The sequence below is a fragment of the Saliphagus sp. LR7 genome (assembly GCF_003344565.1).
GTDB classification, from domain to species: Archaea; Halobacteriota; Halobacteria; order Halobacteriales; family Natrialbaceae; genus Saliphagus; species Saliphagus infecundisoli.
Genome location: NZ_QPND01000012.1, coordinates 101938 through 126313, shown reverse-complemented (window position 1 = coordinate 126313; position 24376 = coordinate 101938). Strand labels below are relative to the sequence as shown.

Sequence of the window (24376 nt, the reverse complement as noted above, 5' to 3'; positions counted from 1 at the left end):
GTCTAATCCGATATGTCCTCGCATCCTCGCAGCGTATTTGTCGCTCTTCGGTCCTTTTTCGCCGTCCTTCCAATCTGAGACCGGACTTCTCCTTCCGCCGCTATCGATCGAGTGGACAACTAGCGACGGTAGTAAGCGAAATCATCGGACAGTGGGGTCGAATCGATATCGTCGTCAACAACGCAGGTGTGGCCCGGGTCGCTTCGTTCCAGGAGCGGTCGCTATCTGATACACGCCATGAGTTCGAGGTCAACTTCTTCGGCTATTATCGTCTGGTTCAGGCGGTCCTCCCGCACATGCTCGCACAGGAGGGTGGTATCATCCACAATATGGGCTCTGGGACGGCAGACACCGGGCACCCTGGCCTGTCCGGGTATTCCGCAACGAAAGGCGCTATCAAAGGGCTCGTTCGTTCATTGCAACTCGAACTTCGAGGTACGGACGTCTCCTGTACGTTGATGATTCCGCCATCAGTGAACACACAGATGACTGCCAGCCTCAAGTATCCGGAATGGATGATGGTTGGACCCGAGGAGGTCGGCCGCAAGCTGGCCGATAAGATTCATTCGACCCAGCCGGTGATCACGCCTGATAGAACGACGAGAATCGGTCTCTCGCTTACTCGATGGGTACCATCGCTCTGGAAAAGAATGACTGCAGGAGTCGTGAGTAACTCATAGAATGTCACTAGGAACCTCGTATGTTGACTGTCTATGAAGTGTATGCGACACAGCCTCCACCCACGGACAATAAACTTCCAGGGATCGCCGGCACTGCGCTCATCGGTTCTGAGCGAAAAGGCGCACCCATATGCCCATGTCTGACGACCCGCCGGTGAGTATCCTCTTGCCGACGACGAAGTGGACCACCGCGTGCACGGACCTGGCTACCCAACTTGGAGATGACGACGAGTTGGTGATCATCGACGACAATGAGGATGACCTCGTCACCGAGCGGGAAGATTCCCCCGAAGGTGTCCGGCTCATCGCTGCGGGCGAGCCAGACGGTTGTTCGGGGAAGGCAAACGCCATCGCTGCCGGGATGGAGGCTGCACGCTACGACCGACTCGTCTGGACGGACGACGACTTCCATCATCCCTGGGACTGGCTGGGGGAGATGAAATCGGATTATGCGGAGTATGGCCCGGTATCGGAGGTCCCCTACTTCGTCGGTCGCGATCCCCTATCGGTGCTGCTCGAGCCGCTGTACGCCTCGGCTGGCTCGCTGGGTCTCTATCTCGGCAATCAGATCTGGGGCGGAGCGGTCGTGTTCGAGCGTGACGACATCGACGAGGCAGCGTTTCTCGATGAGCTTCGACAGACCGTCAGCGACGACGGCCTCCTCATGGAGTACCTCGAGGTGACGACGGTCGAACGGACACGGATCGTCCCGATCGGTGGAACCATTCGTGAAGCGATCGAGCGTCCGGTCCGCTGGACGCAGATTCTCCGGTGGCATTTCCCCGGTACCGTCGCTGGGACCTGTTTCGTCTCACTTCTTGTCCTTGCAGTGGCGATTCTGGTTCCGCTATACATGGCGGTTTTTCTGACGGCAGCTCATTTCACCGTCAATGAGATTCTGGGTGTCCGCCGATGGACGGCCATATTGGCCTACCCGGCGTTGTTCGTATTCGTTCCCCTGGTTTTCTATGCACTTGTTCGCCGGACGTTCGTCTGGGGTGGCCGACGATACCGCTGGTGCGGGAAGTTCGACGTTAGAGTCGTCGAATAGCGCTCCAGCTGAAGACGACATACCGAACGATGTGCGTTCGTAACTCGCTTCTTTCAAAATCACGAGCGTTGAACCGGCGAGAATCCGCCTATTGATTCAGTCGCGTGGAGCTATCCAATCTACTCCCGCGTAGGTATCAGGCAACCATCCCGCTTGAATCGTGCCTACGACACCCGTCCCACCCGCAATCGGAGCACATACTGTTGCTCGCACTTCACTGGCTAAAACGATAACAGGTGGAATGCCGCTACGAAGAGTCCGATGGTAAGATAGACCGATGGGCCGACAAATCTCCAGAGCGGGTCGTCAACCCGGAAGAGATGTGTCAGGATGGCCCCAGCCATCGTAGCGACTGTTAGCAGTCCGCCGAGAACAGCGAGAGTCGGTGCAAATACGAGACCGATGAGTAAGCCGAGCCCCCCAAATACCTCGATGACACCGGTAATGAATCGAAACCACTCGGGATAGTCATATCGATCAAAATCCTCCACCACGAGGTCAATACCGAATAGCTTCGCACTGCCCGCAGCCAGCATGATGAATCCGAGCAACCCCTGCATGAGAGGGAGGGCCGTTTCAATTGTACTCATACTCGACTTGCCTCACGGGATTCGGGCGAGTGTTCGTTCATAGCGATCTGTGCCTGTCTCCGGCGAGAGGCATGGATCTCCTACGCGTGGTGAGACTACGGATTCACTCGTGAATATATTCACCTTTTTAAGGTGATAGGACTCCTGTTAAACCACTCGCCAGCCAACCCCGGTGATATGGTTCGTGTACGCCTGCAGGTCGAAATCGGGGTAGATGACGACAACTGGCTAGCTGGTGTCTCGACCGACTTTCCGGACGCCGAGTTCACGATCCTGACGAGCCAGCCCGTAGACGATGGCGTGCTCGAACTGATCGAAGTAACGACGTCGGATGTGGATGCCATCGTTCGTCGGTTCGACGACGCGTCGGAGGCGCGCTCATTCGATGTACTCCATTCCGACGACGGGCTGGTACTGGTCCAATTAGAATTTCCGATGCCGTCAACGTATGAGGCGAGGCGTTCGAAGGGGATCCTTCCGCGATTTCCGATCAGCATCCGAGACGGGTGGGCATCCGGCGAACAAACAACCTCACAGGAACAGTTATCGGAGTTAACGACCGAGTTAGCGGCGGCTGACATCCCGTACGAGATACTATCGTTGACCCAATCGTACGACTCGAACGGACTTCTGACTGAGCGCCAGCGGGAGGTCATCACTAAAGCGGTTGAACGAGGGTACTACGATAGCCCTCGAGGCTGTACGCTCGTCGGACTTGCAGAAACAATGGATGTCAATCAATCGGCGGTTAGTGGTGTCCTACATCGAGCTGAAAGTAAGATTATCAAGGAATTTGTCTCGTAGGCGGCGACAGAGGGAGACGAATCACCATTGTCTCATCTGAATGGTTCCGGAAAATCGATGACGACTCCGAAATTTTGGCTCTGTAGTTCCGGTACACAGCGGCGGATTTCATGGGTATCGGACGGTACGACGGAGGTTGTAGACGGTAGCTTTGAGCAGCATTTCACGGAACTCAAGCCACCAACTTCGCGCACTCACGGCAGCGCCGAGCGTGCGCTTGATCGACGAGAAGACGGTTTCTGACATGGAGCGCTGGTGGTACCGATCACTGTCCATGCGGGCGTTGTGGGCGTGATCGAGTGGGTTCATGATGTGGTGTTTGATGAGGGGTCGGACGCCGTGTTCACGAAGTTCGTCGCGGAACGCTCTCGCGTCGTACCCGCGATCAGCCGCGAGGCTCCGCAGGTTGCCGGCGTTTCGCCGGGCGACCTGCGGGCCGATCTTCATATCGAGGGGCTACAGGCGTGTATAGGACACCGTGTTTCCGCTGTATGGGGTAATCGAGGTCGCTAGTGCGGACACTGGAGTCGCACCACCTTGTGCAACATCTTTCCGAGTGGGCGGCCGACTGTTGCACAAGGTGATGACGTTGTCGAACCACCCACCCGTTCCGCCTTTAAGTATCTCTGGTGACAAGGTGAAGATACGAGGCACGTTCGATCCGGTTTGCTTCCGTTCTCACTCGACAGGGAGACGTCCGAAGAGAGGATTCGCTCGCCGAACGCCGATTAGTGGCTCTTGTGGGTGTCGCCCTCCTCGTCGGGCCACTCGGCGTCTCCGTCGATATAGCACGCGGCACAGGAATAGTCGCCGGGAAGCGTCGAACACGCACAGTCCTCGGTTTCGGTAGTCGTCTCGTCGACGTCGTCGGACTCGAGGACCGCTCCTCCGTCGCCGGCGACGACGAGCCCCCCGCCGTCGGTGGCGACCCGATCCTGGGAGTCATCCGCGGTCGCTGCCTCGAGTACTGGCTCGCGGATCGCGACGGCCACGCGATGCTTACAGGCGCCATCCTGGTAGGTGTCGGAGGGACACTCACACGCGACGGGCACGCCGTTCTCGATGTTCACCCGGTAGGTGTGGTCGCGCTTTTCGTCGTCGCCGTAGCTCCCGTTGGTCACCTGAGGAGGCCGGGCGCTTCGAGATCGAACTCGAAGGCTTCGTACTGGGCGCGTTTGGCGGTCGGTGCGTCAACGTCAAGTTCTGCGAGTGCGTTGGTCGTCATGGCTGTTGGATCACTGAGACAGCCCCGCTCGGGTGTCCTAGCACCCGGGCATTCCTCCGATCAGAATGCCCCAGGGAAGGGGTCTGTCTCTACCTATTGGTACACGCCCATAGGGCTTAAAGCTTCCCCCATTGGTTATGCGCCAATAGGCTTATGTCCCGGGCTGGTGTACGTGTAACCATGAGCCAGGGAGACCGAAAGCGGAACCAGGAGGGCCGATACGTCGAGACGGTCACGCGCGAGCGCGTTCTCGAGGCACTCGCCGACGCCGACGAGCCGATCATGGCCACCGGTGACGTCGCGGATGCTCTCGAATGTAGTCGCGAGGCCGCCCGACTGAAGCTCACGGAGCTCGCCGAGGCCGGCGAGGTCGAGCGTCACAACGTGCGTGGCGCCGTCGTCGTTTGGTGGCCCACGGACGACCCCACGACCGCCGAGCCGCTTCGGGAGCTTGTCGGACTGTTCGACGAGGAGGAGGCCGACGCGTTCGAGGAGCGTACTCGCGAGGTTCGCGATCAGTTCGACGACGAGATTCTTGGGGACGACGTCTCGGGACGCGAGGCGTAGGGCGGGATGATTCTCGATTCCACGCTGATTAATACGCTCGCTCGAGACGACCCCGCCGCGACCGATACGCTCGAAGAGCTCATCGACACTGGGACCCCCATCGCGTTCTCGGCGCTTACCGTGTTCGAGGTGGAGGTCGGGCTTCGAGGGGTGGCCGCACAACACCGTGATCGATTCGAGAACGTCGTTAACAGGATCGACGTAGTCCCGCTCACCCGCGACGTCGCACACCGCGCGGCGGCGATCCAGCGCGAGCTCTACGACCGCGGCGAACCGATCGGTGTCGTCGATGTGTTGATCGCCGCGACGGCCCTCGAGCGAGACGAGGGCGTTCTCACGCGCAACGTCGACGAGTTCCGTCGTGTGGACGGGCTCGACGTCGAGACCTATTGAGAGATACCGAATCAGTTCGATCGTGAGCCTGGGAACCAGTCAGTCGATTACCATTGGAGCGAAGGTGTGTTATTGTAGTAGACAGTCAGAGACCGTTGCGGTTCCTTGTGGGCGTTTCCCTCGAATACACCCTCACCAATGACTGTCAAACACATTCAACCTATAGGTTTAATACTCTGAGCGAAGTATGCTTAACCGGATGGTTGAACAACAGCCAGATGACCTGGATCTCGACGCAGTCTTCAAGGCGCTGGGCCACCCGATCCGTCGAGAAATCCTCGAACAGCTCGCTAACGGGCCAGAGAGCGTCAGTGAGCTGGCTGAACCCCACGACGTGTCACTGGCAGCGGTTTCAAAGCACCTGCGCGTGCTAGAGGACGCGGGACTACTCAACGTCGAAGAGGACGGCCGGGTTCGACGGTGTCACCTCGACGCCGCCCCACTGAGTGATGCGTTCGGGTGGCTGACCCGCTACCGCGTGCTCTGGGAGGACCGCTTCGACGCGTTGGCCGACCATCTGGAGACTGAAGACCAATGACATCCGAGACGACCGACAAGACCGGGATCGAAACGACCGACACGACGCTCACACTCCAGCGGACGTTTGACGCGTCGCGCGAACGCGTGTGGAAGGCGTTCACCGACTCCGACGAACTCGAGCAGTGGTTCGTGCCCGATGGCATGACGGCGGAAGTTCGTGCCAACGAAGTCGAATCCGGTGGCGACATGTCCATTACCTGGATCGACGGGGAGAACCACATCGATAATGAGGGCACCTATATCGAGGTGGTCGAGTACGAACGCCTCGTGACAGGCGAGGAAATCGACGCAGGAGAGCTTCGTGTCATCTACGAGCTCCGTGATGGCCAGCAGGGGACGGAAGTCGTCGTCACCCAGGAGTTCCCGGGAGCGGTGCCCGACGGTGCCGCCGAAGGCTGGGCGAGCATCCTCGAATCGCTGGCGGGGCTCCTTCAGGAATCAAGCGCAGATTCCACCGAGACCGGAGAGCGTAGCATGACCGCGAGCCGAGTCATCGAGGCGCCACCCGAACGCGTCTACGAGGCCTTCCTCGATCCCGACGAACTCGCCCAGTGGTTGCCACCGACTGGCTTCTCGGCCGAGGTTCATCACTTAGAGCCCGAGGAGGGCGGGACGTTCCGCGCCACGTTCACGGGAGAGACTGAGGAGTTCGCGGAGTACGGTCACTCCTTCGGGGGCACCTACTCGGAGCTGGTTCCCGGTGAACGCATCGTCTACACCGAATCGTTCGAAACCGACGACCCGAGCATGGCAGGCGAGATGACCGTGACGGTCCTCTTCGATGAGGTGCCAGATGGAACCGGGCTCACCGTCCGCCAGGAGGGCATCCCGGAGGCAACCTCTCCAAGCGATGCCAACGAGGGCTGGACCGACTCACTCGGAAACCTCGCGGAGCTGGTGGAGGAAGACGAATGAATGATCTAGAAACGAGCGAGACGAGCCTGCCGATTCGCCGGACATTCGATGCACCACGCGAGCGCGTATTCCGCGCATTTACCGAGCCCGAGGAACTGGAAGAGTAGTTCGCTCCTTCACCGGGCGACGTTATGGTCGAGATCCAGGCCCTCCCGCCCGAGCCCGACGGCGAGCGTTCGATTCGCTTTCACGCGGACGACGACTGGTTCGGTAGTGACGGCGCGTTCGAGGAAGTCGTCGAGAACGAACGGATTGTCTACACGGATCGGTGGGTTAACTTCCCGGAAGCAGAAGTCGACAGCCTCGTCACCGCCGAGTTCACCGACGTCGAAAACGGCACAGAAGTAGTCCTCACCCACGAGCAACTCCCAAAGAGCGATTTCGGCAGTGGCGCTGGAATGGGTTGGGAGATTTCCTTCGACAACCTCGCAGAGGTGCTTGCCGAGGCACGACCGACGTCGAGCGTGGCGCGACGAGCCATCACAGTCCGGCGACTGTTCGACGCCACACAGGAGCGCGGCTGGCGAGCGTTTACCGAGCCCGAAGAGCCGATATCTCCAAAGAGCGAGCGAGTTGGAACTGGTACGCTCAGGAGATGAACGGGGTTAGAGAGCGACCGTACCGCAAGGTCGGCCTCGTTTAGCCTGCGAACGATCGACTTTTACTCCCGGATTCATAGGAACTGAAAGAGTGGGAGGAAACGATCGAGAGGAAGTTCCTGACGACGAACGAGAAGCGCTCTTGACGATTGCTCGTGGCGCTGTCATTACATCAGGGGGGATCTCAGGACAGCGAGCACTGACAACCGGTCTCGAAATTATCCTGGCACGAGGCCTCGGACCCACAGCCTATGGCGTGTACGCGATGGCGTGGAGGATTGCACAGCTTCTCTCCCGAATTGTGACGTTCGGAAGCGTGCCCTCACTGCAACGGTACGTTCCCGGGTACAAAGACGCTCCCCAACGCCAGTCAGGTGTTGTTGGGTTAGCGTACGCCACTACAATCCTCTTCGGTTTCGGATTGGCAGTGAGCATCTGGATATCGGCGGCACGAATCAACGAGCTCACTGTCGATCACCCATCGTTTGTATCAACGATACGTTGGTTTGGCATCCTCGTGGGAGTCCTCGGCGTCATCATGGTTGTCTCTGGAACCTTTCGTGCAGTCGGCTCTGCCCGTGGAGAGGTGATATTCAACAAACTGCTTCGGCCAGGGGTTCGACTGATCTGTGCGAGCGCGGCTCTTTCCCTGGGATACTCGGTCGTCGGTGTCGCCGGGGCGATCGTGCTTGGCATAGGAATCTTGGCTGTTCTCGCTGTTCCGCTCACGATTCGCTCGACAGGAATCATGCCATCCATGCGTGGAGCTCGAAACGAGGCTCGGCAGTTCTACAAGTATGCGGCTCCCGTGGCGATGAGCAGCCTCGGAAAGATCTTTCAAAGCCGGATCGACGTACTGCTCGTCGGAGCCCTACTGACGACGGTTGCAGCAGGCATATACAACGCCCTCCTCGTGTTAATTGCTATCGCGTGGATACCACTCCGGTCGTTCAACCAGTTGTTGCCTCCAGTGGCTTCGGATCTGTACGCAAACGACCGAATCGAGTTACTCAATTCGATCTACACGTCCGTGACACGGTTAATTATCACGACGCTCATCCCCATTCTCGCCGTCTTTCTCGTGTATGGAGAAGAGTTTCTCACCCTCTTTGGGCCGACGTATACGCAGGGGTATATCCCGTTGGTCGTTTATCTCGGCGGCGTGTTCGTCGGCAGCGCCGTCGGTGCGACCGGATGGCTCATGATGATGACTGACCATCAATATGCTCGGATGATACTTGACTGGTTTCTCGCCGTGCTCAACGTCGTATTGACGTACCTATTCATCGTGCAGTTCGGACTCGTCGGTGCCGCTCTCGGGACGTCGCTGGCGATTTCCGTCCAGAACGGGATTCAGGTACTCCTATTACGACGATTCGAGGGGCTCTGGCCGTTCGACCGGACGTTCCTCACCCCAATTGCGGCTGGAGGTATTACACTACTCGTGATGGTGGGGGTTCGAATGAGTGTGTCTGGCCGTTTCGCTGTCGTCATTGGAAGTATCGGTGGACTGGTTACCTATGTGCTGGCCCTCCACGTACTTGGTATCGATCCTCGAGATCGGTTGGTTGTTCGGGAACTCCTCGATCAGTACCAAGCTAATTTGATGATCCATCCGCTGAAAGAGTATATCCGTTGATGGACGACGGTTGGTAGCGCCAATATTCTGCTAAACAAGAACCCAGCGGCCGAGGACGATAACTGCAATGAGTCCAAGATGGACCTTCGGTGATTGTGATCCGTCTCGAGCCACTACAAACGGAACCGGACCGACTCTCGGCCGCAGATGACTTTGGCTACCTTGTGCAACAATCGTTGAGGTTTTCATTGAGAAAGAGATGAGCACCGTTCCGACACAGATTGAAACTCCAGTGTAGATAGTCGGTCAGTCGTACGTGTCTCATTAGCGGCTGAAAACCTCAAGAAAATGTTGCACAAGGCTCGTGGGCGTCCCAGAGGAGCTACTTGGTGTGATCACGTCAATCTGGACTACTCACAAGAGTACACCATTGAGACGTTCGAGATCATCTGTTGATCGAGTCCCCGAACTCCTTCTGAAACCCTTCGAGGAGTCGGCCGAAACCCGATTGAAGGAAGAACTCGGCGTCCGCTTTCGCGTCGAGGAAATGATCCCGTCGCTTGTCGGAGTACTCGGTTGCTATCTCCTCGAGTTCGACTGCGAGTGCTTCGAGGCGCTCCAATCCCTCCATGTGACACGACGAGGAACAGGCATTCTAGCCGAAGTGATTGAGTTCGTCGCCGCGGGTCGGCATCGGTACGCGTTCGACGATCTCCTGGTAGGTAGTCGAATCGGGGTCGACGTCGACCACGCCGATGCAGTCCGACGCGTCGATGTCGCTCCCAGTGTAGATACCGGTGACGTACGCGATTGCTTCGGGGGTCGATTCTTCGATAGTGGCCTGGGGTGTTGCGTACCCCGGGCCGTCGATACCGTGGTTGTGATGTGGGTCCGTTGCCACGGTTCTTCCCTACGAGTATCGATAGGGGAAACGCTCGTATAGACACTCGCCGTGGGAATCCTGCAAAGTCTGGGCGACGCGCACAGTGTGAGAGCCGCCGTGGACTCGGTTGTTGAATTTTTCACGAGCCACATTTGAGGACGTTTCAAATCGAGTCGATTGATACCTCCACAAGAGGTAATATCGTGGCTGTGCGTAGCAGTCTCATGGACCCGCCAATCGAAGAAATCGAGTTCATTGCAAGCTCGAAACACCGAGTCGAGGTACTCGACATACTTGCCGAGAGCGGCTGGGACCGGGCCGACCTGCAGTCTATGACTGGTGCCCACGCGTCGACCATCGGACGCGTCCTCGGCGACTTCGAGGAGAGGCGGTGGCTCGAACGGAGTGGCCCGACGTACGAACTCACGCCGCTCGGTGCGTTCGTCGCCGAACGGTTCGCGGACCTCCGCGGCGCGATGGAAACCGAGGGGCGGCTCCGTGACGTCTGGCGGTGGCTTCCACGAGAGATGGAGGGATTTTCCGTGGACCTGTTCGCTGATGCCGTCGTCGCCTATCCGGGCCCGGGCTACCCGTACGAACCCGTCGAACGAGTGGTTCAGTTAGTCGAGGAGAGCGACGCGATGTGGGGCCTCGGGGCGACGATGTTCAAAGCGGTCGCCAACGAGGCGTTCTGTCGGGCCGCCCTCGATGGCATGGACGTCGAGTACGTGTACTCACCGGCGGTCCTGGCGGCGACCGTCGGCTGGAATTCCGACCTGTTCGAGGAGGCGGCCGCCCGAGACCACTGCACCGTCCTCGTCCACGACGCCCTCCCCGATAGGACGCGGTGTGGGATCGACATCTTCGACGACCGCGTCGGCATCTGCTGTCACGACGCCGAGACCAGAGCACTGCGTGCGTGGATCGATACCGACGCACCCGAGGCCCGGGAATGGGCGCAGTCCATCTTCGAGCGATACCGCCGGGAGGCACGGCCGATCGACCAAGCCGCGTTGGACACTCCGGTCCCTGAGCAGTTTACGGTCCCATAAGAAGACCCACCGGCCAGCGCGGTTCGTTTGCACGCCGTGCAATATTTCACTAAACAGTGTCATTATCACGCCCCCCGTTGCTTCACATGCGGAGCAGGTGGACAACCATGAACGAACCAACACCACCCGTCGGGGGAAACGAAATGGACACAGTCACGTCAGCCGATGGAACCGAGATTGCGTTCGAACGGACGGGAAACGGGCCACCGCTCGTACTCGTCTACGGGAATAGCGATGTTCACGAATTCTGGGACGACGGGAGCGTCCGTCCCGCGCTCGCGGAGCACCACACGGTCTACACAATCGAGCGTCGTGGTCGCGGCGAGAGCGGCGATGCCACCGAGTACGAACTGGAACGGGAGGCCGAAGACGTGGCAGCAGTCGTCGATTCGATCGACGAACCAGTGACGCTGCTCGGCCATTCCGGTGGAGCCCTCTATTCGCTGGAGGCGGCCCTGAGAACCGACAATCTCCACGCCCTCATCCTATACGAACCACCGATTCAGGCCGACGACCACGAGCTCGACGTTGAAGACGCGGTCGTTGAAATGGAGAGGCTGCTGGCCGACGGTGAGAACGAGCAGGCGATCGTCTTGTTCCAGCGTGACGTCGCGGGTATCACGCCAGAGGAAATCGACGACCTTCGCTCGTCGCCGATCTGGCAGGATATGGTCGATGCGGCCCATGCACTTCCCCGTGAGCTGCAAGCGATCAGCGAGTACGAGTTCGAGGCCGGCCGGTTCGCAGACGTAACCACGCCGACCTTGCTGCTGACCGGCACCGAGAGTCCCCAGCTCTACAAAGACGCGACGGTCACGGTCAACGACGCGCTCCCGAACGGCCGGACCACTAGCTTCGAGGGTGAACAGCACATGGCGATGCACACTGCACCAGACCGGTTCGTCGACAAAGTGCGTACGTTTAGCCGGGGATCGAGCTAATCACTACGAATCCTATCCGATCCCGTCGTCGCATCCGCCTCGCATACCGGTTCGCGAACGCGCGCCCGTTCAATAACTACCGTGGCTCGACCCGGAGCGGATTTCCCCGTGATTGTAATCCAGTGATATCCAGTTCCTTGGCCTCGAACGGCCGTGCCTCCTCCCGACACTGTTCATAGACAGTCTCTGCCCATTCGCGAGCCTCGGGAGAGGCCGTGTCCATCACGGCTTCCAGCTGGACAGTTTCGGGATCGTGACCACAGATACCGATACAGTCGTCCATGATGTTGAGTCCGCACCGAGAGTCGTCAGGAAGGTCATCATGAAGGAAGATGGTGCAGTTGTCACACTCGAATGCTTGGGCGGTCAGCTCGGGATTCCAGTCGATAATTGCCTGGAGAATCGGAAGCGAGTAAATGTACTCCATCTCCATTCCCTCGATCACACGTCGGCAAAACACGTCAAGGTTGCCTGACTTGTAGATCGTCGTTCCGAGCCCCCGAATGGATTCGGTCGATTCGAGGAGGTGAGTGACCCGCTCGACGGGCGTGTATGGGTAGCTCGGGCCGGGATACGCCACGACGGTGTCCTCGAAGTATTCGACTGCGAATCCCTCCATTTCCCGTGGGAGCCATTGCCAGACCTCGCGAAGTGTTTCACTTGTTCTCATCCCCTCACGCAGTTCGAAGAACCGATCAGTCACGAACTCACCCAACGGCGTGAGTTCGTAGTATGGACCGTCGCGCGCAATCCACGACCGGTCCTCGAAGTCTCGGACGACACGCCCGATTGTCGGGTCTGATGCGCCCGTCACCGCCCGCAGATCGCGCCGGTCGTGGCGCTGTTCGGAGAGAGCCTCTAGTGTCGCGACGCGGTGTTCTGACCGCGACAGAAACTCGATGGCCTGAATCGCGGAATCCATGGTAGGTGTTTGCATACGCACTACAAAATCCTTCGCCCCACAAATAGCGGTAGGAGATGAGAGACCTGCTCTCAGCAGTAATAGACCCAGAACTTGTGCTCCGATGGACAGTGGACGATGTTATGATCTCCGAAGGCGGCGACGTATGGGCTCACTGTCGGTTCGGTCTCCCGATCCGGCACCGAAACCTCAACCGGTTGCTCACAGTGGGGGCACGCAACCTCCGCCACGAGGTCTTGATCCGGCGACGCCGCAGTTGTTCGTCCCATCATGCAGTCTCGCTCAGCTTTGCCAGCACGTGGTCGAGGACTGCGGCGTGCTCGTCCTGTGGACTGAACATGACGAACTCGACATCGTCGTTCGCTCGGACTGTGTGGCCCGGCGGCCAGTAGAAGAGCTCGCCAGTTTCCGTTACCTCTTCGCTTCCGTCCGAATAGCTGGCGGTGAGCGCGCCCTCCAGAACGTAGCCCCAATGTGGGCACTGACAGAGGTCGTTCTCCAGCCCCTCCAAGAGCGGTGTGAGGTCCGTCCCGGCACCGAGCGTGAAGTATTCGCCACTGAGCTCTCCGTACCCGCTTGTGTCGCCGAAGTCCATCTGCTGCCGGGCGACGGCGTCCGGTGTGTCAACTTTGGCTGGTACGTCTCGTTTATCTTGCTTCATATTGTTCACCTGTCACTAAGAGGCGGATCGGATTACCACGCATCAACTCGATATCAGGGGTTATCACGGTCGGTATGGCCGCTACTATCCCGCTGATTGGTCGGGGCGTTTGCATGGGTCGCCTCCTAGTACTGTGACCATCAGGCCCAGAGAAAGTGTAGTTAACTAGTGAAGATTTTCGCCACGTGAATATCTGTGAGGATGCCCCTCGGCACTCTGGCCCGGTTGACCCGTGAATATGGGTCGTTCTCCCCACCGCTTCCCATTAGCAATCTATCCAGCACACTGAGGCGAGCAGCCGAAAAAGCACACTCGGCGATATATGCCTTGTCTATAGGTGACATTAAGCGGTATACATTCTCTAGGCCTTGTTTAGACGCTAGAATTCGAGCGTGGTCGCGGCTCTATTGCCGAAGGAGGTGAAACGAAGAGGTGGAGCTCACGGCCGTCCTCCTGGTGGTCACGGATGGCCTTGTTCCCACCCATCATCTCCATATCGCCTGTCCTGCCCTCGCCGGTGTAGATGAACGTATCCCCACGAAATTCGTCCTTGTACCCGTGCTCCGTCCCGGAGTCGCCTGTGAACAGAAAGAGGTAGGGATGCTCGGCGGAGGGGGCAATCCCACGATATCGTGCCCCACCGTACGTGTCGTGCAGGTCGACACGGTCGTATGTGCTGCCGATCTCGAAATCGTCGAGGGTCGGTGTCTGGTCGATCGTTTCGCGGAGGAGTTGGGTTCCGAACGCCGTCAGTTCGTAGTGGTCACTCGGTTGGTCCTCTTCGATCGCATCGAGTGCACGGAGCCATTCGAGATGTCTGCCGACCACTTCCTCCGGGAGTTGATACTCGGGGTACGCCTCCCGAAGGGCTGTTTGGAGTTCTGTCGCCGTAGTTGGTTGGGCGTCGAGTGTCTCGAGAATCGTTTCGAAGCCGGCGACGTTGTCGAGAAGCGCTTCAAAGACGAGTTCCGGATCACCGGTCTCTGCAAACGCTGCGCCACGAGCTGTTGGGTGGTACTGGGCGTCTTGGATGGTGAGGAGACCAATCGAGCGCTGGAAGCCGACGTACGTTGAGATGGTTGAGTCGCTCTCTGCTGCTGTATTGGATATGAGCCAGTTTCGGAGTGCAGAGTCGTCGGGGTTCGTCTTAGTGACGAATGCGAGCATGGACTGGAGGTTCTCGAGTCGCTTTGCAACGCCCCCGAAGAAGCGATCCGTCGTCATCCGACGGTCGTCGGCCATACGGATGAGATCTTAATCGGAGAGTGAAAGTTCTTCTTGCGTGGTTTGACCTGTCGGGCGAGTATTCCGAACCCGTCCTCAAGACACCACGTTTCCGCTGTATTGAGAGAGGACTCCCCTAGCGGAATTCGATTTGGGTAGCCTTGTGCAACACCGAGGCCACTACTCTGAGGGTTTGTTGCACAAGGCTTAGCGAGTATTGATGGCTATCGCAGACCCTCACAGATTATGGAGTGGATCAACGTGGCGCTCCACCCCTAATCGAGAGTGTAAACACTCTACTCTCGCTCGAGCTTGCTCCACCCTCTTCGAATGGTTCGGGCAGGTCACTCAAACGAGCGACTCCCACACCCACACTCCCCACCATTTCCGACCGCGCGCAGCTCGTCATCCGGCCAAATCCGGACGCGGCGGACAGTCCCACAGTCGGTACAGGTAGCATCCGTTTGCGGCATATTGCCAAGAGTGCTCATAGTTCTCACTAACGCTGAATACCTCCTATAAATCTTGTTGATAGTTAACATTGTTCACTGTAGACTCCCATCAGAAGTGACCATCTCAGTTGTCTGTGTTCTCTACTCATCGGCCAATGACTATTAGAAACGAACAGGACTGCATCCATGAGATCTCTTCTCCTGAGTCAATACCCCTTACTCCGGAGAGCGTCTCTTTCTGATAGTCATCGGCCGATCAGAGCTCTCGAGTACGGAAGTTCCGATCCTCAGGGAGCCGACGAGGTTCCCGACGGCGTTGTCGAGCATCCGAATCCCGAGGGCTTTCGGTGGATTGCAGTCGCCGTCAACCTGACCGGAGGCGAGATCCCGAGTGGTGACCTCTACGGTCTTACGCAGATCGGTGTCGGGGACGCTACTAAACTGGCCCGCGCTGTCGACATCGAAGACGGCCCGCTAGTCGCGGGGGCTGATAATCCTACGATCGAAGGCGGTGGGGTGCGGACATCTACTATCGGATCTCTGCCGAGGAAACCGACGGTGAGGTTCGGTGGGTGACGGACCAACTCGAAAACGAGCATCGTGGGATTGAACTCTCGAAAGAGGAGTTGATGAGCGACGCGATGGGCCTTGGTGAGTGGATAGCGACAGGTAGCCCGAGAGGGATGTCCTGACGCTGCTCATCTAAGATAATGCAGCAGGTGAGTTAGCTATGAGGGTTCGTCTGAAACCCGGACCCACAAGAGGCAATCGGGCAGAACCTCGAAGGCTTCAACCCCACGAGGGTTCGTCTGAAACGGGGATAGACTGAGCCGGGCGGTCACAACGCCCGGCTGCTTCAACCCCACGAGGGTTCGTCTGAAACTTGACTCGAGGTCGGGCTCCGGATCGTCGCGGCCGAGCTTCAACCCCACGAGGGTTCGTCTGAAACCGGCGAACTCCTCGGGGTTGTTCTCCGCCGCAATCCGCTTCAACCCCACGAGGGTTCGTCTGAAACGTCGCCCTGGGTGCTGTCGGTCGTCCCTTGGATGTGCTTCAACCCCACGAGGGTTCGTCTGAAACAGCTCGGGCTCCCGATCGTCCAGTTCGTCTACCTTGCTTCAACCCCACGAGGGTTCGTCTGAAACTAAGGTTAACCCAAGTTATGCGGGCTTCGACTTCGCTTCAACCCCACGAGGGTTCGTCTGAAACGTGGGCCAATCGGGCCGGCAAAAACCAGTCCACAATGCTTCAACCCCACGAGGGTTCGTCTGAAACCAGGATCGGGGTCAGAAGAGGGCGGTCAGCCCTGCTGGCTTCAACCCCACGAGGGTTCGTCTGAAACCATGTCAGGCTACCCCGTTAGGCCGCGCTCGGGTCGCTTCAACCCCACGAGGGTTCGTCTGAAACGATACCGGAGGGAGATCTACCGATCCGGTATCCTCGCTTCAACCCCACGAGGGTTCGTCTGAAACGCGACCAACAACCCCGAGACGGGCGCCGCCTTCGAGCTTCAACCCCACGAGGGTTCGTCTGAAACGAGCGAGACCTCCCCGAGCGCCACCGGGATGAGGTGCTTCAACCCCACGAGGGTTCGTCTGAAACGTGTTCTAGGAGGTCGTCGTCATAGCAGACCTCTGCTTCAACCCCACGAGGGTTCGTCTGAAACAAGACCGTCGAAGAACTCGCCGGGTACATCAACGCTTCAACCCCACGAGGGTTCGTCTGAAACACACAAAGGACGATGTTGCACAAGGCGCAAAAAGAGCTTCAACCCCACGAGGGTTCGTCTGAAACTACGTAATCGGTTGTTCGTTCGTGTCCGGGTTTATGGCTTCAACCCCACGAGGGTTCGTCTGAAACCTCGGGGAAGGCCGCCCACCTCCCGCCGGTCCACTCGCTTCAACCCCACGAGGGTTCGTCTGAAACGAGTCGACGTCTCGATCGGCTTGCTCGACGCTCAGGCTTCAACCCCACGAGGGTTCGTCTGAAACGATAGGGATGCCTTCCGTGTCAACGCCACCACCTACGCTTCAACCCCACGAGGGTTCGTCTGAAACTCGATGCGCTCGTACTCGCCGTGGCCGATAGGCTCGCTTCAACCCCACGAGGGTTCGTCTGAAACCACACGGGTTCGGGTCATACGCTAAGATACTAGAGGCTTCAACCCCACGAGGGTTCGTCTGAAACCGGTTGAGCTACGGCCGGTCGAAGCCCGGGTGGCTTCAACCCCACGAGGGTTCGTCTGAAACTACTCCCGAGCGGGATTATCTCATAGACCGGTTGGTAGCTTCAACCCCACGAGGGTTCGTCTGAAACTCGTTCTCGAAAACATCGTCGGATACGTCTGGAAGGCTTCAACCCCACGAGGGTTCGTCTGAAACAAGCGAGCTTGCTCTGAGTTTGTGGAAATTGATGGAGCTTCAACCCCACGAGGGTTCGTCTGAAACACGAGATCAAGTCCTGGGTCAACAACCACGACGTGCGCTTCAACCCCACGAGGGTTCGTCTGAAACCACATTCCGGCCATCGAGGAGGTACTCTAGGATGCCGCTTCAACCCCACGAGGGTTCGTCTGAAACACTCGGGCGCGCTTTCGGCCCACGCTTCGTCGGGGACGCTTCAACCCCACGAGGGTTCGTCTGAAACGCGGGGAACGCTTCGTAGCGTTCAACGACAAAGCGGTAGCTTCAACCCCACGAGGGTTCGTCTGAAACTAGTTAGTTCGTCGTCGCCGTCGGAATCGACACCGGCTTCAACCCCACGAGGGTTCGTCTGAAACGTCATACGCCTGTTTTTCGACCACGAGCCCCATCAGGCTTCAACCCCACGAGGGTTCGTCTGAAACGTTCTTCCCGGTATCGATCAGATCATCCACCAGATAGCTTCAACCCCACGAGGGTTCGTCTGAAACCCGGCGTGAGTCGGGGGGCAGTGGGAGCATGAAGCTTCAACCCCACGAGGGTTCGTCTGAAACGGAGCTGTCTGGAAGGTCACGGACACGTCGAAGGAGGCTTCAACCCCACGAGGGTTCGTCTGAAACAGGAGTTCAACACCGTCCAAGTCCGGGGCGTTCCCGGCTTCAACCCCACGAGGGTTCGTCTGAAACAAGGGCGAGCGTCATACGTAATTTGATTAGCCCCGCTTCAACCCCACGAGGGTTCGTCTGAAACTCGATGAGCACGCACTCCTCGGCGGTCGCTCGGAGGCTTCAACCCCACGAGGGTTCGTCTGAAACTCCCCGACCTGATCACCGAGCTCGAGTTCTACGTCGAGCTTCAACCCCACGAGGGTTCGTCTGAAACGGTCCCTGGCTGGAATCGGCCCAGCGGCGAGGGGATGCTTCAACCCCACGAGGGTTCGTCTGAAACAACACTTAGGAACTGGATGGCCCAGAACGGTGATCAGCTTCAACCCCACGAGGGTTCGTCTGAAACGAGGCGATCACCGAGTTCCTCTCCCGGGTTCGAGAGGCTTCAACCCCACGAGGGTTCGTCTGAAACGCCGATATCGACGAGGACCTTGTTGAGTCCGATGATGCTTCAACCCCACGAGGGTTCGTCTGAAACCGGTTGCTCCCCCCTGGATTGTAAATGTGATTAGCGCTTCAACCCCACGAGGGTTCGTCTGAAACTGTATGACGTCTCCCGGTGGGGTCGGTATCCATCAGCTTCAACCCCACGAGGGTTCGTCTGAAACCCGCCGCGACGAACTCAGGAACGAACTGGGCAAGACGCTTCAACCCCACGAGGGTTCGTCTGAAACAGGTTGGCCTGACCGTCGTGGTGGGCGTCGCGGTCGGCTTCAACCCCACGAGGGTTCGTCTGAAACAATCTGCTGTTCGTCCTCGGGGACACCGAATCCGGGCTTCAACCCCACGAGGGTTCGTCTGAAACGGCCGGCGAGGCTAGCTGGCACCCTGATTCCTGCGAGCTTCAACCCCACGAGGGTTCGTCTGAAACCCTGCGCGTGGAGTCGGGCCACTAAGGCAGGCGCTCGCTTCAACCCCACGAGGGTTCGTCTGAAACTCCCAAGCGCAAATCCATACCCAACCCATGACGACCGCTTCAACCCCACGAGGGTTCGTCTGAAACTTGATGTGACTCACGCTGGGTGTGTGTTTGCCGTTGAGCTTCAACCCCACGAGGGTTCGTCTGAAACTCGGCGAACTCCTCCGGGTTGCTCTCCGCGGAGATCTGGATGCTTCAACCCCACGAGGGTTCGTCTGAAACCCGGACCCGCCTGATTCTGGAGCAGTCAGATACGTCGCTTCAACCCCACGAGGGTTCGTCTGAAACCGGATTCAAGAGTACCGTGGCCGGGTCAAACTCCTCGCTTCAACCCCACGAGGGTTCGTCTGAAACGTGTTGAGGACGATCCCCTTGGCGTGATGATGGTCGCTTCAACCCCACGAGGGTTCGTCTGAAACGGGAGCCAGCCGTCCCACAGCGAGACGGTGTCCATCGCTTCAACCCCACGAGGGTTCGTCTGAAACGTCGCGCCGGGAGGTCAGCGAGACGCCCCGACTCCAGCTTCAACCCCACGAGGGTTCGTCTGAAACGATTTCAGCCTTTCTGCCCTGGAATCGCTTCATCTGCTTCAACCCCACGAGGGTTCGTCTGAAACTCGACATCCACTTAGTCGCCGACGTCCGTTCGTGGCCGCTTCAACCCCACGAGGGTTCGTCTGAAACGGCTGATATGGACTCGGGGGAGATCACGATTGTCGCGCTTCAACCCCACGAGGGTTCGTCTGAAACGCGAGGCCGTCACGGTCGGCACAAAGCTCAAGCTCCAGCTTCAACCCCACGAGGGTTCGTCTGAAACTCTGCGACGTCCGTCCACGGACTCCGCATCATCAAGCTTCAACCCCACGAGGGTTCGTCTGAAACTAGATGATGTGGATTCGGACAAAGGAGCCGATTTTGCTTCAACCCCACGAGGGTTCGTCTGAAACGGCGACATGGAGCAAATCACAGTCCGACTTCCCGAAGCTTCAACCCCACGAGGGTTCGTCTGAAACCGTTGCCAGTCAAGGTTGTATCAGCCCCTTCGCGGAGGCTTCAACCCCACGAGGGTTCGTCTGAAACACTTTCTGAGTCATGGATTAGGCGGTATCGTAGTGGCTTCAACCCCACGAGGGTTCGTCTGAAACCCTCACCTGGAGGGGGATGATCCTGGCCGCGCAACGGGCTTCAACCCCACGAGGGTTCGTCTGAAACCGAGGACGCCTGGGACGTGGTCTGTCGCCTCGCGGCGCTTCAACCCCACGAGGGTTCGTCTGAAACGCAAAGTGTTCTAACTCCCCTTCGGATACCGGGACGCTTCAACCCCACGAGGGTTCGTCTGAAACTACCCGACTCCCGAGTGCGGGCGTTCTCTTGATCGGGCTTCAACCCCACGAGGGTTCGTCTGAAACCCGGATCGGGCGCTTCCTGTTCGCAATTCGAGCACGGCTTCAACCCCACGAGGGTTCGTCTGAAACGATTTGTGGACACGACGCCGCCAATGGCCCGTGTCAGCTTCAACCCCACGAGGGTTCGTCTGAAACCATAAGCCAGATGGTTGTAAGTAATCCGGCAATAATCGCTTCAACCCCACGAGGGTTCGTCTGAAACGTATCCTCACGGAGGTTTTTTCTGGATCTTCAAAGAGGTCGGGGGTTCGGAACTCGTCTTAGAGGACGTAGGGCCGATCAACGACCAGGCCCCAGTGGGGAAGTTCACGGCCGCTTCAACCCCACGAGGGTTCGTCTGAAACAACAACGAACCCGAGCGATGGGGCGGTCTTGTCGGCGCTTCAACCCCACGAGGGTTCGTCTGAAACCGACCACACATGATTCCCCTTCGAGGCGATTGCTTTGCTTCAACCCCACGAGGGTTCGTCTGAAACCGATGTCGGGCCAGTCACAACCCCGCCAGAAGCCAGGCTTCAACCCCACGAGGGTTCGTCTGAAACCCGTGACCATCCGCCGAAACGACGATGACGTAACTCCGCTTCAACCCCACGAGGGTTCGTCTGAAACTGTCGCAGGACATTAGACGAGAAGTAGTCGCCAACCGCTTCAACCCCACGAGGGTTCGTCTGAAACTGGGGAGACGACTAAGCCCTGGTAAGCAGCTCGCCAGCTTCAACCCCACGAGGGTTCGTCTGAAACTGGGGAGACGACTAAGCCCTGGTAAGCAGCTCGCCAGCTTCAACCCCACGAGGGTTCGTCTGAAACGTGCCACAAACTCGTGGGACGTGTCCGAACTAGAGGAGCTTCAACCCCACGAGGGTTCGTCTGAAACCGAGGTAGTCGTGACCGATCCCGCCGTTGTCGTCGCTTCAACCCCACGAGGGTTCGTCTGAAACTAGACGACGTGATCGAGGCGCTACTGGTAGCGAAGGCTTCAACCCCACGAGGGTTCGTCTGAAACGAATCAGATAGCCACGGCTTGAGGGTTGGGAAGTAGCTTCAACCCCACGAGGGTTCGTCTGAAACAATGGGCGAGGCCTATGTGACCTGCCCCGAATGCAGGCTTCAACCCCACGAGGGTTCGTCTGAAACACCTTAGAGCCGGAGGTTGTGGACCACTCGGAACCTGCTTCAACCCCACGAGGGTTCGTCTGAAACACGTATCTTGACGTCCCGATGTCGATCCTCATGGGGCTTCAACCCCACGAGGGTTCGTCTGAAACCGTTCCTCAGAAGCTAACGATATGCTCTTGCTTCTGGCTTCAACCCCACGAGGGTTCGTCTGAAACGTCATTCGTCGGTCGTACTACGAGAGCGAAGCACAGGCTTCAACCCCACGAGGGTTCGTCTGAAACGATATAGATGCTATTGTAGTTCGCACCGCCAGTTTCGCTTCAACCCCACGAGGGTTCGTCTGAAACCCGGCGTCAGTGCTGTAGGCCTCGTCGCGGTACTCGCTTCAACCCCACGAGGGTTCGTCTGAAACTCCGATCGACATCGTCGATGAGCTCGAGGACGAGGAGCTTCAACCCCACGAGGGTTCGTCTGAAACGTTGACAGGACCGACGTGTTTTAACGCGAGCGAGACGCTTCAACCCCACGAGGGTTCGTCTGAAACCACTACTGGTGTATCGCCAGCGAGATACTGGCCGGGCTTCAACCCCACGAGGGTTCGTCTGAAACCGACCCCGTGTCTTCCGACGACCCGCCACGAAGCGCTTCAACCCCACGAGGGTTCGTCTGAAACCGATCTCTGGGAGCGGACGCCCGAGACGGTCCGCCAGCTTCAACCCCACGAGGGTTCGTCTGAAACACGTTACTTCCAGTCTCACAACAGGCCGATTCGCAGCTTCAACCCCACGAGGGTTCGTCTGAAACCGCCCGCCGACCCCGCGATGTGCTGGCCGATCAAGCGCTTCAACCCCACGAGGGTTCGTCTGAAACCCGGCGCACACCGAAATGGAGCCGGCGCACGTCCCCGCTGAGGTGCTTCAACCCCACGAGGGTTCGTCTGAAACCAGCGTCTTGTTTTTCAGGATGATCATGTTCGAGGTGCTTCAACCCCACGAGGGTTCGTCTGAAACCGTTTTCATAATCCAAACCCAACCTAACCATGAGCAGCTTCAACCCCACGAGGGTTCGTCTGAAACCCTGGTACTCTCCCTGATCCATCATGTCCCACAACGCTTCAACCCCACGAGGGTTCGTCTGAAACCGTCCCTTGTGCAACATCCTTGGCGTGAGGGAAGGCGCTTCAACCCCACGAGGGTTCGTCTGAAACCCTCTATCGACGGTTCCGGTTTCACCCCCAGGGGTGGCTTCAACCCCACGAGGGTTCGTCTGAAACCACCTATGAGTTTCACTCTAGCGGGCGTCCCGTCGGGCTTCAACCCCACGAGGGTTCGTCTGAAACTCGCCTCGCCGATCTGCTCGTCAGCTAGATCTAGAGGCTTCAACCCCACGAGGGTTCGTCTGAAACCATGCCCGATTTGCGGGCTGCAGACGCTCTATAGGGCGGTACTCACAAAGAACTTCCGTCGAGCATCAATACTGGCGCTGACCCGGGGGGTCGACGGAAACCAGGCTTGCTCAGAGAAACCGCTGGTCGTCAGTTGGGTCCTCCCCGTAAACGGTCCGATCGAGGACCGCATCCGAGGAGAGTTCGTAGACGATCGTAGACTCCCCAGGCTCGAGGAGGTCCTCAATCTCGTTTCGGAGCTTTTCGAGGTCGCCCTTGGAGATCTCTCCCTCGAGGACCGAGTTCTGGACGTGGGTGAGGTATCGGCGCCCGAGTTTCAGCGCCTTGTGCGTTCGATCGGCCCGGAGGTCGTACACCATGACGACGTACATCTCACCACCACCGTTTGAACGGCTCGTAGGTCTCGCCGGTCAGCAGGTGTTTCTTGAGCTTGTACGCCTCGATGCGCATGAGGTACTGATAGCTCACCTTCCGATCCAACCGCGGATGCTCGACCGTCTCCTCGAGGGTTTCCTCGAACGCCTTGGAGTAGGTCTGGCGGCCCCGTTCGTTCAGCAGGCAGGATCCGAGTTCGGTTTCGAACTCATCGAGCGTGATCTGGCTCCGGTTGATGAGTCGGAAGAGCACCCGGTCGGCGATCACGGGTTTGAACAGGTCCGCGAGGTCAAGCGAGAGGGAGTACCGTCGTTCACCGGGTTCATGGAGGTAGCTGATCGTCGGGTCGAGGGCCGTCTGGCGGATCGCGGACACGCAGGTCGCGTAGACGAGGGAGTTCCCAAAGGAGATGAGGCTGTTGACCTCGTTCGGCGGCGGGTTGTACTCTCGTCGTTCGAGGTAGAAGTCCTCGGGGAGGATCTCGTCGAAGGTCCGGTAGTAGGCCTTGCGGGCGGTCGCCTCGATCCCCATCAACTCGTCTACGGCCATCGTCTCCTCGACGCGTCCAGCTGCCGTCTCGAGATCGGCGATCTCCCTCTCCAGATCCCGACCCCGGCCGTTGTAGTAGACGGCGTTGGTCCGCATGTTGTGGATGCTCCCCGAGACGATCGCGGCGGCCAGCCGCCGGCGGTGGTCGTCGTCCTCGTAGGCGCCGACCTGTGCGACGATCGTCCGGCCGGAGGTCTGGCCGCGTTCGGGCATCACCGAGCCGGCGTAGTAGTCGTTCCAGCCGAAGACGTGCATCGCGACGCCCTGGTCGTTGAGAAAGGAAACGAGCCGAGTATTGAAATCGATCTGGCCGTGCAAGAAGAGCGCTTCGGCGTTCTCGACCGGGACGTACTTCTTCTCCCCGTCCTCGGCGACGAGGCGTACGGTGTCGTCGTTGCGTTCGATCCGTCCGTCGGAGAACACGTGGTAGTTCCTGTCCAT

The 24376-nt window shown here is 58.6% G+C and carries 21 protein-coding genes, 2 pseudogenes and 2 CRISPR repeat arrays; of the genes and pseudogenes, 13 read left to right on the top strand and 10 right to left on the bottom strand.

Annotation, left to right across the window (positions count from 1 at the left end; all coding sequences use genetic code 11):
• Positions 1-5 precede the first annotated feature (5 nt).
• Positions 6-680, top strand: coding sequence for an SDR family oxidoreductase (locus DVH23_RS15975; RefSeq protein WP_232833780.1), 675 nt, complete (start codon positions 6-8; stop codon positions 678-680).
• A 136-nt stretch (positions 681-816) separates the two neighbouring features.
• Positions 817-1731, top strand: coding sequence for a glycosyltransferase family 2 protein (locus tag DVH23_RS15970; RefSeq protein WP_114578427.1), 915 nt, complete (start codon positions 817-819; stop codon positions 1729-1731).
• Positions 1732-1952: 221 nt separating this feature from the next.
• On the opposite strand, the gene DVH23_RS15965 is transcribed toward DVH23_RS15970, so the two are convergent.
• On the bottom strand, positions 1953-2321 hold the full coding sequence (locus tag DVH23_RS15965; protein ID WP_114578426.1) for a DoxX family protein: 369 nt from the start codon (positions 2319-2321) through the stop codon (positions 1953-1955).
• A gap of 177 nt (positions 2322-2498) precedes the next feature.
• Between DVH23_RS15965 and DVH23_RS15960 the strand changes: the two genes are divergently transcribed.
• The gene (locus DVH23_RS15960; RefSeq protein WP_114578425.1) at positions 2499-3125 is read left to right on the top strand and encodes a helix-turn-helix domain-containing protein; all 627 of its coding nucleotides are present in this window, start codon (positions 2499-2501) and stop codon (positions 3123-3125) included.
• Positions 3126-3233: 108 nt separating this feature from the next.
• On the opposite strand, the pseudogene DVH23_RS15955 reads toward DVH23_RS15960, so the two are convergent.
• Together DVH23_RS15955 and DVH23_RS15950 are read right to left on the bottom strand one after the other, a co-directional pair.
• A pseudogene (locus DVH23_RS15955) lies at positions 3234-3575 on the bottom strand (transposase); the annotation flags it as partial.
• Positions 3576-3853: 278 nt separating this feature from the next.
• A complete protein-coding gene (locus tag DVH23_RS15950) occupies positions 3854-4246 on the bottom strand; it encodes an SWIM zinc finger family protein (protein ID WP_232833779.1) in 393 nt (130 codons plus the stop codon).
• A gap of 284 nt (positions 4247-4530) precedes the next feature.
• On the opposite strand from DVH23_RS15950, the gene DVH23_RS15945 reads away from it, so the two are divergent.
• The 7 genes from DVH23_RS15945 (at position 4531) to DVH23_RS15920 (ending at position 9003) form a co-directional block, all read left to right on the top strand.
• Positions 4531-4917, top strand: a complete 387-nt coding sequence (locus tag DVH23_RS15945; RefSeq protein WP_114578424.1) for a hypothetical protein — start codon at positions 4531-4533, stop codon at positions 4915-4917.
• 6 nt (positions 4918-4923) lie between these two features.
• The gene (locus DVH23_RS15940) at positions 4924-5310 is read left to right on the top strand and encodes a PIN domain-containing protein (protein ID WP_114578423.1); all 387 of its coding nucleotides are present in this window, start codon (positions 4924-4926) and stop codon (positions 5308-5310) included.
• A gap of 199 nt (positions 5311-5509) precedes the next feature.
• Positions 5510-5848: a helix-turn-helix transcriptional regulator gene (locus DVH23_RS15935; protein ID WP_114578434.1), complete on the top strand. Its 339-nt coding sequence runs from the start codon at positions 5510-5512 to the stop codon at positions 5846-5848.
• Positions 5845-6765 carry an SRPBCC family protein gene (locus tag DVH23_RS15930; protein ID WP_114578422.1) on the top strand — a complete coding sequence of 307 codons (921 nt, stop codon included), beginning with the start codon at positions 5845-5847 and terminating at the stop codon, positions 6763-6765. The genes DVH23_RS15935 and DVH23_RS15930 overlap by 4 nt, the downstream gene beginning before the upstream one ends.
• Positions 6762-6872 carry an SRPBCC domain-containing protein gene (locus DVH23_RS25270; RefSeq protein WP_394342638.1) on the top strand — a complete coding sequence of 37 codons (111 nt, stop codon included), beginning with the start codon at positions 6762-6764 and terminating at the stop codon, positions 6870-6872. The genes DVH23_RS15930 and DVH23_RS25270 overlap by 4 nt, the downstream gene beginning before the upstream one ends.
• Before the next feature lie 24 nt (positions 6873-6896).
• Complete coding sequence (locus tag DVH23_RS15925; protein ID WP_114578421.1) at positions 6897-7364, top strand: SRPBCC family protein; 468 nt, start codon at positions 6897-6899, stop codon at positions 7362-7364.
• 76 nt (positions 7365-7440) lie between these two features.
• Positions 7441-9003, top strand: coding sequence for a lipopolysaccharide biosynthesis protein (locus tag DVH23_RS15920; protein WP_114578420.1), 1563 nt, complete (start codon positions 7441-7443; stop codon positions 9001-9003).
• Between the two features lie 385 nt (positions 9004-9388).
• Here the strand turns inward: DVH23_RS15920 and DVH23_RS15915 are convergent, their stop codons facing one another.
• Positions 9389-9565: a hypothetical protein gene (locus tag DVH23_RS15915; protein ID WP_157972422.1), complete on the bottom strand. Its 177-nt coding sequence runs from the start codon at positions 9563-9565 to the stop codon at positions 9389-9391.
• A gap of 36 nt (positions 9566-9601) precedes the next feature.
• A pseudogene (locus DVH23_RS15910) lies at positions 9602-9844 on the bottom strand (selenium-binding protein SBP56-related protein); the annotation flags it as partial.
• A gap of 206 nt (positions 9845-10050) precedes the next feature.
• On the opposite strand from DVH23_RS15910, the gene DVH23_RS15905 reads away from it, so the two are divergent.
• A complete protein-coding gene (locus DVH23_RS15905) occupies positions 10051-10878 on the top strand; it encodes a winged helix-turn-helix domain-containing protein (protein ID WP_114578417.1) in 828 nt (275 codons plus the stop codon).
• A 143-nt stretch (positions 10879-11021) separates the two neighbouring features.
• Positions 11022-11819, top strand: coding sequence for an alpha/beta fold hydrolase (locus DVH23_RS15900; protein WP_232833777.1), 798 nt, complete (start codon positions 11022-11024; stop codon positions 11817-11819).
• A gap of 76 nt (positions 11820-11895) precedes the next feature.
• Here the strand turns inward: DVH23_RS15900 and DVH23_RS15895 are convergent, their stop codons facing one another.
• From DVH23_RS15895 to DVH23_RS15880, 3 genes are all read right to left on the bottom strand, one after another.
• On the bottom strand, positions 11896-12741 hold the full coding sequence (locus DVH23_RS15895; RefSeq protein ID WP_114578433.1) for a winged helix-turn-helix domain-containing protein: 846 nt from the start codon (positions 12739-12741) through the stop codon (positions 11896-11898).
• Positions 12742-13009: 268 nt separating this feature from the next.
• On the bottom strand, positions 13010-13402 hold the full coding sequence (locus tag DVH23_RS15885; RefSeq protein ID WP_114578414.1) for a cupin domain-containing protein: 393 nt from the start codon (positions 13400-13402) through the stop codon (positions 13010-13012).
• Positions 13403-13774: 372 nt separating this feature from the next.
• Positions 13775-14644 carry a hypothetical protein gene (locus tag DVH23_RS15880; RefSeq protein WP_114578413.1) on the bottom strand — a complete coding sequence of 290 codons (870 nt, stop codon included), beginning with the start codon at positions 14642-14644 and terminating at the stop codon, positions 13775-13777.
• A 620-nt stretch (positions 14645-15264) separates the two neighbouring features.
• Here DVH23_RS15880 and DVH23_RS15875 point away from each other — a divergent pair.
• Positions 15265-15654, top strand: a complete 390-nt coding sequence (locus DVH23_RS15875) for a hypothetical protein (RefSeq protein WP_114578412.1) — start codon at positions 15265-15267, stop codon at positions 15652-15654.
• Positions 15655-15797: 143 nt separating this feature from the next.
• A CRISPR array of direct repeats spans positions 15798-20692; the repeat unit is 30 nt; unit sequence GCTTCAACCCCACGAGGGTTCGTCTGAAAC.
• A gap of 112 nt (positions 20693-20804) precedes the next feature.
• Positions 20805-23011: a CRISPR direct-repeat array (repeat unit 30 nt; unit sequence GCTTCAACCCCACGAGGGTTCGTCTGAAAC).
• Between the two features lie 110 nt (positions 23012-23121).
• Here DVH23_RS15875 and cas2 read toward each other — a convergent pair.
• Both cas2 and cas1b read right to left on the bottom strand, forming a co-directional pair.
• Entirely contained in the window at positions 23122-23382 is a 261-nt protein-coding gene (gene cas2 / locus DVH23_RS15870) for a CRISPR-associated endonuclease Cas2 (protein WP_114578411.1), read from the bottom strand.
• Between the two features lies 1 nt (position 23383).
• A complete protein-coding gene (gene cas1b, locus DVH23_RS15865) occupies positions 23384-24376 on the bottom strand; it encodes a type I-B CRISPR-associated endonuclease Cas1b (RefSeq protein WP_114578410.1) in 993 nt (330 codons plus the stop codon).

What these genes read in the sequence shown, in the direction of transcription:
- cas1b (WP_114578410.1), bottom strand. Translation starts at nt 24,376, where the DNA reads ATGGACAGGAACTACCACGTGTTCTCCGACGGACGGATCGAACGCAAC.
- DVH23_RS15930 (WP_114578422.1), top strand. Translation starts at nt 5,845, where the DNA reads ATGACATCCGAGACGACCGACAAGACCGGGATCGAAACGACCGACACG.
- DVH23_RS15965 (WP_114578426.1), bottom strand. Translation starts at nt 2,321, where the DNA reads ATGAGTACAATTGAAACGGCCCTCCCTCTCATGCAGGGGTTGCTCGGA.
- DVH23_RS15945 (WP_114578424.1), top strand. Translation starts at nt 4,531, where the DNA reads ATGAGCCAGGGAGACCGAAAGCGGAACCAGGAGGGCCGATACGTCGAG.
- DVH23_RS15960 (WP_114578425.1), top strand. Translation starts at nt 2,499, where the DNA reads ATGGTTCGTGTACGCCTGCAGGTCGAAATCGGGGTAGATGACGACAAC.
- DVH23_RS25270 (WP_394342638.1), top strand. Translation starts at nt 6,762, where the DNA reads ATGAATGATCTAGAAACGAGCGAGACGAGCCTGCCGATTCGCCGGACA.
- DVH23_RS15895 (WP_114578433.1), bottom strand. Translation starts at nt 12,741, where the DNA reads ATGGATTCCGCGATTCAGGCCATCGAGTTTCTGTCGCGGTCAGAACAC.
- DVH23_RS15900 (WP_232833777.1), top strand. Translation starts at nt 11,022, where the DNA reads ATGGACACAGTCACGTCAGCCGATGGAACCGAGATTGCGTTCGAACGG.
- DVH23_RS15905 (WP_114578417.1), top strand. Translation starts at nt 10,051, where the DNA reads ATGGACCCGCCAATCGAAGAAATCGAGTTCATTGCAAGCTCGAAACAC.
- DVH23_RS15940 (WP_114578423.1), top strand. Translation starts at nt 4,924, where the DNA reads ATGATTCTCGATTCCACGCTGATTAATACGCTCGCTCGAGACGACCCC.
- DVH23_RS15970 (WP_114578427.1), top strand. Translation starts at nt 817, where the DNA reads ATGTCTGACGACCCGCCGGTGAGTATCCTCTTGCCGACGACGAAGTGG.
- DVH23_RS15880 (WP_114578413.1), bottom strand. Translation starts at nt 14,644, where the DNA reads ATGGCCGACGACCGTCGGATGACGACGGATCGCTTCTTCGGGGGCGTT.
- DVH23_RS15875 (WP_114578412.1), top strand. Translation starts at nt 15,265, where the DNA reads ATGAGATCTCTTCTCCTGAGTCAATACCCCTTACTCCGGAGAGCGTCT.
- cas2 (WP_114578411.1), bottom strand. Translation starts at nt 23,382, where the DNA reads ATGTACGTCGTCATGGTGTACGACCTCCGGGCCGATCGAACGCACAAG.
- DVH23_RS15935 (WP_114578434.1), top strand. Translation starts at nt 5,510, where the DNA reads ATGGTTGAACAACAGCCAGATGACCTGGATCTCGACGCAGTCTTCAAG.
- DVH23_RS15885 (WP_114578414.1), bottom strand. Translation starts at nt 13,402, where the DNA reads ATGAAGCAAGATAAACGAGACGTACCAGCCAAAGTTGACACACCGGAC.
- DVH23_RS15925 (WP_114578421.1), top strand. Translation starts at nt 6,897, where the DNA reads ATGGTCGAGATCCAGGCCCTCCCGCCCGAGCCCGACGGCGAGCGTTCG.